Source organism: Dictyobacter arantiisoli (assembly GCF_008326305.1).
Lineage (GTDB): Bacteria > Chloroflexota > Ktedonobacteria > Ktedonobacterales > Ktedonobacteraceae > Dictyobacter > Dictyobacter arantiisoli.
This window is the reverse complement of the sequence record NZ_BIXY01000084.1, coordinates 24,220-32,940: the sequence shown is the minus strand read 5'-3', so window position 1 is coordinate 32,940 and position 8,721 is coordinate 24,220. Positions and strand designations below refer to the sequence as shown.

Below are 8,721 nucleotides of genomic sequence, written 5' to 3'. Positions count from 1 at the left end.
GGAGACGGAGAGCCAGGCTGGAAAACCCTCTGGAAAGGTTGGCTATACATCCAAACGCTTGTAGAAGGAATTCACCTGGCTTCTGAACTCACACTTGAATAGAAATATGTGGGTAACAGACAGGGTCGCAACCGAGGTGCGCTTTCCGGTTCATCGTACCGTAATCTCGCCGCTGGCATGATGATGGGGTAGGGATGGACCTACGTGTGAGCATATCGTACGTGACGAGGAAAGCGCACCTCGGTTGCGACCTCGGCACGCACCTACATCGTTTCCCGACGCTCTGTCCCTTGCCAGGGGAAGTATGGTGATAGCCGTTTCAGGATGGCTGGGGTTGCTCTTCGTGCCGGGGTTCGCCGAAGAGGTGGCGCAGGTCGGTTACTTTGTGGGATCGTGTCCAGAGGCTGCGGCATTGTTGGGCGATGCGTCTGGGATCTCCTGCGCAGACGCTGATGCAGAGCAGCAGGAGCGGCACGACTTTGCTGACGACCATCCATTCCCAGACGGTGTCGCTGGGTAGCAGGCCGAATTTGGGATCGCTGGTGATGCCGTTGTGCAGCAGGACGAAGAGGATGAAGCAGCCGGGCAGGTTGATCAGGATCAGGCAGATGCGCGACCAGCGGGTCTGGAATTCTGGTACGAGGATCAGGCAGATGGCGCAGATGATCGCTAGCGTGGACCATTGATATTCAAAGACGAGGTCGTAGAAGCAGAGATAGTAAGCAACCATCAGAAAGATGGCCTTATAGATTGAGGTGCTGTGCAGCGCCCCGATCCCCACGGCCAGCAGCAGCGCGGCGTATTGGATGATCTGGTAGACGGGCGCGGGCCAGTTGGTGAGTGGACTGTATTGCAGGAAGGCGTTTAAGGCGATGATCTGGTTGGGCCCATATTTGTTGTGATCCAGCAGATTGGACTTGAGATTATCTATATAGTAGAGCCCGCTACCATTGAGCCAGAAAGAGAAGGTGCAGACAAGGAAGATGAGGATTCCTACGACGACAACCGGCCAGCGTCTCTTGATGAGGAGAATGGGGATAAAGAGGATGCCAATCGGCTTGACGAGCAGGCTGAGCGCATAATAAAATCCACCCCAGATCCTGGATTGATTTTTAGCGATGGAGATGAGCATGAGCAGAAAAAAGAGATTCAAGACATAGTGAAATTGCCACGCCTCCAGTTCCAGATAGACGCTGAAGTTGGTGAGCAGCAAGAAGATGCCCCATTCCACATACCGATGCCCCCGGAAACTGCGATATAGATAGATTACCACAAGCATCGTCAGGACAAACTTGATCCCCAGCCAGAAGTAGGGCGACTGCGCAGCCGGAAACGCGCTCAAGAGCGAACCGACTGTAATCGTAAAGTAGGGATGATAGACATTGCTATTCGAGTAAAACTCCTTGCCATAGATGCTCCCATCCGGCAGCGGCACCCCCGTCAGCGAACCGCCGTGGAAGAAGGCCCAGGCCCCACGCGGCACCTGATAATAATCGATCCCCTTCGCCCCCACATGCAGCGCCGCGCCCGTAAAAAACACATCAAACCAGCCAGTAAAAAGCACGGAAATATAGAATAGGATATGGATCGCTATCCCTGCATAGAGCACCCTATGTACATATAGATGCTTCAATAATGTATGCATTCAATACTTCCTCTATCTCAATAACGGGCCTGGCTGAGTTTTATTTATCCTCATCAATAGTAACGCATAAACTCCCAAAAGTATCGCATTACTGAACAACAATCCACCCCGCATCCCCAAATTCGAAACACATCTCTCTGGTATCGCAAATCACAGAAAACAGAGGTAATAACCAAAAATGTAGGTGCGTGCCAAGGCCGCAGCCGAGGTGCGCTTTCCTGTTCCTCGTACCGACATCTCGCCACCGCCCCACCGAGAGAAGGCCGCACCTTCACGGTGAAGCTTCGTTCACGTACGACCACCCCGCCCCAACGTATCTCCCATGTCCCCGGCACGGATGTTGGGGTACGGATGGCCTATGGGCGAGATTGCGGTACGAGCCAGAAGACCCGACCGCAAGGGTTCGGGCTTCTTTATGGGGATTATACCGACCAGCATCCCCCTAATGCTCAACTCCATGTCTCGACCGAGGGGATGGTACGATGAACGGGAAAGCGCACCTCGGTTGCGACCTCGGCACGCACCTACATCGTGGCCCGACGCTCTGCTCTATTATTGTTGCTTATTATCCGTTTTGCGTGATGCTGGTGAGTGGGGTGAGGTCGGGGCGCAGGATTTCGAGGACCTGGCGTTTGAGATCGAGGAATTCTTCGCTGAGGATCATGTTCCAGGTGCGCGGGCGCGGCAGGGTGACAGTTATTTCGGAGGCGATGCGACCAGGATGCGCGGTCATGACAACGACACGGTCGGCAAGCAGAATAGCCTCTTCGACGTCATGGGTGATGAAGAAGATAGTGGCTTTGATGCGTTCCCAGAGGTTGAGCAGGAATTCTTGCATGTCGTTGCGGGTCTGGGCGTCAAGCGCGCCAAAGGGTTCGTCCATGAGGAGCACCGCGGGCTCGACGATCAGGGCACGGGCGATGGCGACGCGTTGTTGCATGCCACCTGAGAGCTGATAGGGACTGTGCTTCGCAAAGCCTTGCAGGCCCATCATCTCAATGAAGTAGTCGACGCGCTCCCAATCAATAGGGCGGAGCTTTTTGAGCTTGAGTCCCAGCGCGATATTGTCGCGGACCGCGAGCCAGGGATAGAGGGTGGGTTGCTGGAAGACGACCACACGTTCCGCGCCTGGACCCCGCAACACACGTCCATCGAAGTGGATACTGCCCTGGCTCGGCTCTTCAAAGCCAGCCAGTAGATTCAGGAGGGTGGTTTTGCCGCAGCCACTGGGGCCGACCGCAACCACAAATTCCTGCTTTTGGATCTCCAGCGAAACATCTTGCAGTGCAATCGTGGGCTCGCCTGCCCGGCGACCGGGATATGTCTTCGTAATCTTTTCGATACTAATCATCTCTATCACCTCTCTCTTTGCGCGACCGTCGGTACTACTCTGTCATCCTTCATTTGATGGGTTGCCCGCTACGCGGGCAGGTGGGGGGGGGAAGAGACCGGGGTACAGCCCCGAACCCCAGGTTAAGGGTGCAACCCTTAACAATCCCGCTTCTGTTCGCACCTATGGGATTGCATCCCCCTGCACTCCTGCCCTTCAAATGAAGCTTGAGAGAGTAGTGCTCCCGTGCTGCGTATGAGCCACGGGAGTACCATCTTCATGCGGTGCCCCGTGTTCCTGGTCTTCGTTATCTCAGCGAGCTAGCTCGTGATTATTTGCTGGCTTTCAGATAGTCGTTGACATAGCCTGGATTGACATTCTGACTGAAGTCGGTGGGCGCGCTGGCCAGGGTGCCAATACTTTTCATAAAGGCGGCTGAGGCAACGAAGGATTTCGCGACCAGGCTTTGCGCGGTCGCATTGCTTTGTCCCAATCCATCGGCGCTCGATTGATCCTGGGCGCTGAAGACCTGGAAGCCGGTCATCTCAGTGCGTGCCACATCCACGGAAATACTATCCTGCTTCGCCATGATTTTCAGGGCATCCTCGCTATGCTGTTGATAATAGGTCACGGCCTCGCTCTGCGCCTGGATGAAGCCTTTGACAAGTGCTGCATTGTCCTTTGCCCAGGAGGAATTGACCACCGAGAGGTTATACACCGGCGCCTCCTGCTTGACATCCAGATCAGTGCCCAGCAAGGTGCCATTATTCTGATGCAAGGCATCCAGCACGGGGTCCCAGACATAGGCGGCATCAATCGAATGATTGAGCCATGCGGTGCGCATAGCGGGCGGAGCCATATTCAGCTTATGAACGCTCTTGGGATCTACCCCGGCCTTGTTCAGCGTGGCATTCAGGGCATATTCGGAGGTCGAACCCAGGACCAGGGCTACCGATTTCCCCTTGAGATCCTTGATCGAGCTAATGCCCGCGCTCTTGTTGGCAACCAATCCCTCGTCCTGATTGTAGAGTTCCTGTACCCAGATGGCCTGTAAAGGTATGCCTTTGGTGATCGCGGACACGACGGGCGGATTCCCGATGCCGGTCATGAATTGCAGCGAACCCGAGGCGATCGCGCCCAGCGAGGCGGGACCAGAGTCGAAATATTTGATCTGCACATTGGCATGCATGTCTTTTTCAAAGAGCTTTTGCGCGATAGCGATCAGCTCAGGCTCCGCGCCATCATCCATATAGCCGATTACGACCGTGGGCTTCGAGCCTGCGTTGGAGCCACTGCTGGCGTTTGCTCCTCCACAGGCCGCCAATAGCAGACTGAGCACTAGCAGCGTGATCGTTGCCAGATTGAGGCGTCTCCGCTGTGTCGTAGGGATCGATGTGAATCTCATAATTTCTCTCATCTCTTGAACTAGCTGTTCGATAAATAAATAGATGAATGCTTAGACGTGTCCTTTCCAGGGCACAACGAGTCTTTCCAGACCACGTATCAGGAGTTCCATCGCATAACCTAGTAATCCAATAGCGATAATACCGACAAAAATGATGTCAGCCTGTAATTGCTGTCCCGCGTATTGGACCAGGAAGCCCAGCCCGGCTGAGGCGGCGATAAACTCGGCTGCCACCAGACAACTCCAGGCGATGCCGATGCCAATGCGCATGCCGGTGAAGATTTCCGGTAGCGCGGATGGCAGGATGGTATGCCAGAAGAGTTGGAGCGGCGTCGCGCCCAGGCATTGCGCGACACGGATGCGCTGTACCGGGGTACTGCGCACGCCCGAAACAGTACTGATCAGGATGATCGGTAGTGTGCCGATCATGATCAGGATGATCTTGGGCAGTTCGTTGATGCCAAACCAGAGGACCAGGAGCGGAATATAGGCCAGCGGCGGCACGGGCCGGATAAATTGTAAGAATGGATCGATGATGCGGAAGATGATGACATTCCGAGCCATTAAGATGCCCACCGGGATGCCGATGATCACGGCTGCAACAAAGCCAGCCAGAATGCGCAGGAAGCTGATCCAGATGTCGGCGAAGAGCGTTTGACCGGCGAAGCCACCCGTCAGCAGACCGATCAGGGATTGCCAGACGGCGACCGGCGCGGGGAGCGCAATCGGTGAAACGAGATTCAGGGCTGTCACCAGTTGCCAGAGCAGCAGCGCCACCAGTAGCGTGATCAGGGGAATGAAGCGCAACAGAACTCCTTGCAGGCCTCTTTGCCCGTCCCATCTGAACTTGCTTTGTGAAACAAGTATCTGCTGCTTTTGTATGCTGTGCGCGACATCTTGCGAAACATCTTTCAAAGATACTAATTCTGTAGCGCTATCGGGTTGATCTTCCAGCTTCATGCCTTGCCTGCTTTCTAAAATGTGTTAAAACATACTTAGTTGCTGCGCGACCATCGGACAGGAAGTCACCGTGACTTCTGCACTGTTTTGATCGTCTCGCAGTACACCGCACTCCTCAGGAGGAGTGTGTGGCGCTAGCCGCGCAAGGAACCTCGTCAAAATGTTTACCGCGCTATTTTCATCACGGTCCATGACGAGTCCACATTTGTGACAACAGTAGGTGCGTTTCCACAAGGGCATCTTCTGGAGATGCTTACAGTTACTACACATCTTGCTGGTGTCACGTTCATCTTCTATCTGTAACTCTTTCCCGTAGCGTTGGCACTTGTAAGTCAGCATCTGGAGAAAGAGGGATACACCCCAATCGTTGAATACCATGCGATTGAGCTTCTTGTTGCGCTCTCGATGCTGCTTCATGACCATTTGTCTCTGGGAGAGGTCTCCAACCACAATAGTTCTTTCAACCGTTTTGTGGGCGATAAGATGGGATGCCTTATGCAGGCTATCCTTTAAATCCTCCCACATGGTACATGCGCCCCTGCTCATTGATACCCGTTGCCAAGGTTTTTATGCCGAGATCAAAGGCCACCACGTGTCCCTTCTGCTGGGCCTCCTCGTGCCGTTCTGCGACAAACGATGCATAATAGTCGCCCCTGCCATCCCGACTAATAGCCACTTCTTTAAATGCCTGGGGGGGCGTTTCTGTCAAATGAGCTCGGACATTGGGGTAGCGCTTGTTCTTTTTCCCTTTTCCACCCGTTGGCAAGATCACCGTGTTCCCTTCGATCTTGAGGTAACTGGCAGGATAACACAGGGTAAAGAAGCAATGCCGTGGACGCACACGAGGGAACCCGGCAGTCTCCCCTGCCTTGACGCGTTGGAAAAAAGCTGTCATGGCTTTATCCAGCCGGAAGAAGACTTCCTGCAGCAGTTTGCCATACACGTGTTTGAGTTCTGGATCATAGATTTTACTGGCGTGCAGGCTCTTTTTCGCCTCATAGAGGTTCCATGTTGCTCCCCCTCGGAGTTGCATCACCTGCCAATTGTAAAGCGCTCTGCACTTTGACTGCATGAATTCGAGCGTCATTGCATCTTGCTCAGAGAGCTTCAGCTTGATCTTCGTGGTCAGTAACATGGTCCCCCTCCTCTCATGAGCGTTGATGCTGAGGAACAGTTCAAGGCGTTGCGAAGGAAACAGAGCCGCTTCCTGTTTGAGCGCTTGTTTGCGTTCTCCTCGTGTGCTTCTTGATGCTTCGCCATGAAATAGTTCTTTTGTTCTATTGGTGTATTGTAACATTGGATTGCCCCTATTTCAATCGAAATGCGTCAATATATGTAGAAGCCGTAGGGGGTGTACACATTTTTACACATTTTTCATCACTGTTGTAAGCTCCCTACAGATCGAGAAAAATTTGACTGTTATCGATGGTGAGTGGATAGGTGCGGACGCGCAACGATTCTGCGTTCACACAGGCACCGTTCGTGACATCAAAACTAAAGCCATGCCAGGGGCAGCGCAGAATCTCGCCCTCGCGTGTATAATCAAAGGCCGCGCCAGGACCGGTGGCGCAGGTTGTGCCTCCCAGTGTCCCGTTTCCCAGGCTTACCCCCTGATGTGGACAGCGTTCATAGAGCGCATAAAACTGATCCTGCGCGCTATGGATCACGACAATCGGGATATTCTTGATCTTATAGGAGCGTTTCTCGCCGCGTGGGACCTCCGCGACATTGCCAACCAAATACTTCATCGTTTCCTCTATCTTGCTTATCCTAACTTCTTGCCATAGAGTTCGCGGGCATTCTTATAAAAGATGCGGCGGCGCAACTCATCCGGCAGCTCGCGGGGAATCGACTCCTGTGGCGCATCGAAGTCCCAGTGGGGATAATCGGTTGAGAAGACAAGCATACGATCAGTCTCCAGCATCTCGATCAGGCGGAGCCAGTTCGCGGCACTGAAATCCTCGGTAGGTTGTGTTGAGAACTTGATGCGCTCGCGGATATATTTTGAGGGGAGCTGTTTGACCCAGGGGATCTCATGGTAGAGTGAGCGATAATTCTGATCCAGTCGCCAGAGCAGATGGGGGAGCCAGCTCCAGCCGCTCTCGACAATCGTAAATTGCAGTGCCGGGAATTTGTCGAAGACCCCATTAATGACCAGACTGGTGACCTCCGACATCGCGCCCTGCGGCACATTGACATGCCATTCGATATAGTAGCGGCCCTTGCCAAGCGCGCTACGCAGTGGATCGGCATGATGCATTGCGATCACCAGATTATGTTGTTGTGCCGCCTCAAAGATGGGATGATAGAAGGGATCCCCATAGGCTCTGTTCCCAATCGGGAGCATCACCTGCACTACTCCAGGATGATCGCCTAGCCGATGAATTTCACGGGCCGCCGCCTGTGGATCTTGTGGGGCCACATGGATACTCGTCTTGATGCGTGGATCGCGTGCCACCCAATGTTCAAGCACCCAATCATTATAGGCCGAACCCAGCGCGGACGCGAACTCATACTGTGATTCCAGATCACCGGGCATAAACTGTCCCGTCAACACCGCATACTCAATTGGATACTGATCCAGCACCTGTTCGCGAAAGAGCTCAAAGTTTGAGCCAGCGGGCGTGCCATCGGCAGGATGAGAATCGGCGCGATTCAGACCATGCCCGGTCCAGTAGGCAAAGGGAAAACTTGGAGGCGTCCAGGCACCCTGTTCCAGTAACTTGCGCCAGGGATTCTTCAAATAGGGGAGCAATTCATTCCAGGAGGTAAATGTCTCATGGACATCTAAATCAATAATCGGATCAGTCGGACGCTGTTTATCCTGTGCAAGTGTCTCATCAGTCGAAAGTATCGTCATCGTGTCGCCCTTTCTCCTTTGCATCCTGCTTCTGTCCTGTCTGCATTCTATTTACATCCTGCTTGCTCTTAACCATGTCCTCTACCGCCCACGCAAAAACAATGCCGACAGGTCATCTAAGTTAATTGATCAACTTAGTCATGATTATAAACCACCTCTTCTCATAATAACAGGTTATAAAACACATTCTTTCATTTCATACTATATATAATTCACCTACTCATCACCCGACTATTGCAAGCCCGAATCACTATCTCCCGCCCAATTGATCAGGGACTCACGGTATTTTGGCTTTCTTCTACGCAGCAAGAATGCAACACGAAAGACGAAGAGTGAACATGAGGAGGTGTCCAGCGAGCAAATGAGGCGATGCCTCGTTCAACTTGCACGTGATGACACTTTGTTCTATTGTTCTATGTGAGCCTTGAGGTTTCGTCCCCACCCTGCTATACTTGGTGTTAGGGAACTGTTTGGAGTATCCCTAACATCCGTCACTTTTCTCACGGAGTGTCGTCTCATGG

General features: G+C 53.2%; 7 protein-coding genes and 1 pseudogene. 1 reads left to right on the top strand and 7 read right to left on the bottom strand.

Annotated features, from left to right (window positions below; all coding sequences use genetic code 11):
- Nucleotides 1–319: 319 nt before the first annotated feature.
- A complete protein-coding gene (locus F1593_RS21965; protein ID WP_149403709.1) occupies nt 320–1,645 on the bottom strand; it encodes a glycosyltransferase 87 family protein in 1,326 nt (441 codons plus the stop codon).
- A 276-nt stretch (nt 1,646–1,921) separates the two neighbouring features.
- On the opposite strand from F1593_RS21965, the gene F1593_RS21960 reads away from it, so the two are divergent.
- Nucleotides 1,922–2,131, top strand: coding sequence for a hypothetical protein (locus F1593_RS21960; protein ID WP_149403708.1), 210 nt, complete (start codon nt 1,922–1,924; stop codon nt 2,129–2,131).
- 79 nt (nt 2,132–2,210) lie between these two features.
- On the opposite strand, the gene F1593_RS21955 is transcribed toward F1593_RS21960, so the two are convergent.
- From F1593_RS21955 to F1593_RS21930, 6 genes and pseudogenes are all read right to left on the bottom strand, one after another.
- Entirely contained in the window at nt 2,211–2,996 is a 786-nt protein-coding gene (locus F1593_RS21955; RefSeq protein WP_149403707.1) for an ABC transporter ATP-binding protein, read from the bottom strand.
- A 310-nt stretch (nt 2,997–3,306) separates the two neighbouring features.
- Nucleotides 3,307–4,380 carry a taurine ABC transporter substrate-binding protein gene (locus F1593_RS21950; RefSeq protein WP_172632342.1) on the bottom strand — a complete coding sequence of 358 codons (1,074 nt, stop codon included), beginning with the start codon at nt 4,378–4,380 and terminating at the stop codon, nt 3,307–3,309.
- A 51-nt stretch (nt 4,381–4,431) separates the two neighbouring features.
- Nucleotides 4,432–5,340: an ABC transporter permease gene (locus F1593_RS21945; RefSeq protein WP_149403705.1), complete on the bottom strand. Its 909-nt coding sequence runs from the start codon at nt 5,338–5,340 to the stop codon at nt 4,432–4,434.
- A gap of 24 nt (nt 5,341–5,364) precedes the next feature.
- Nucleotides 5,365–6,475, bottom strand: a pseudogene (locus tag F1593_RS21940) (RNA-guided endonuclease InsQ/TnpB family protein).
- A 259-nt stretch (nt 6,476–6,734) separates the two neighbouring features.
- Nucleotides 6,735–7,088, bottom strand: a complete 354-nt coding sequence (locus F1593_RS21935; RefSeq protein ID WP_149403704.1) for a Rieske (2Fe-2S) protein — start codon at nt 7,086–7,088, stop codon at nt 6,735–6,737.
- 17 nt (nt 7,089–7,105) lie between these two features.
- Entirely contained in the window at nt 7,106–8,200 is a 1,095-nt protein-coding gene (locus tag F1593_RS21930) for an amidohydrolase family protein (RefSeq protein ID WP_149403703.1), read from the bottom strand.
- Nucleotides 8,201–8,721: the final 521 nt, after the last annotated feature.

Bases quoted from the DNA above. Each gene is read 5' to 3' on its own strand.
- F1593_RS21965 (WP_149403709.1), bottom strand. From the start codon at position 1,645: ATGCATACATTATTGAAGCATCTATATGTACATAGGGTGCTCTATGCA.
- F1593_RS21955 (WP_149403707.1), bottom strand. From the start codon at position 2,996: ATGATTAGTATCGAAAAGATTACGAAGACATATCCCGGTCGCCGGGCA.
- F1593_RS21950 (WP_172632342.1), bottom strand. From the start codon at position 4,380: ATGAGATTCACATCGATCCCTACGACACAGCGGAGACGCCTCAATCTG.
- F1593_RS21945 (WP_149403705.1), bottom strand. From the start codon at position 5,340: ATGAAGCTGGAAGATCAACCCGATAGCGCTACAGAATTAGTATCTTTG.
- F1593_RS21935 (WP_149403704.1), bottom strand. From the start codon at position 7,088: ATGAAGTATTTGGTTGGCAATGTCGCGGAGGTCCCACGCGGCGAGAAA.
- F1593_RS21930 (WP_149403703.1), bottom strand. From the start codon at position 8,200: ATGACGATACTTTCGACTGATGAGACACTTGCACAGGATAAACAGCGT.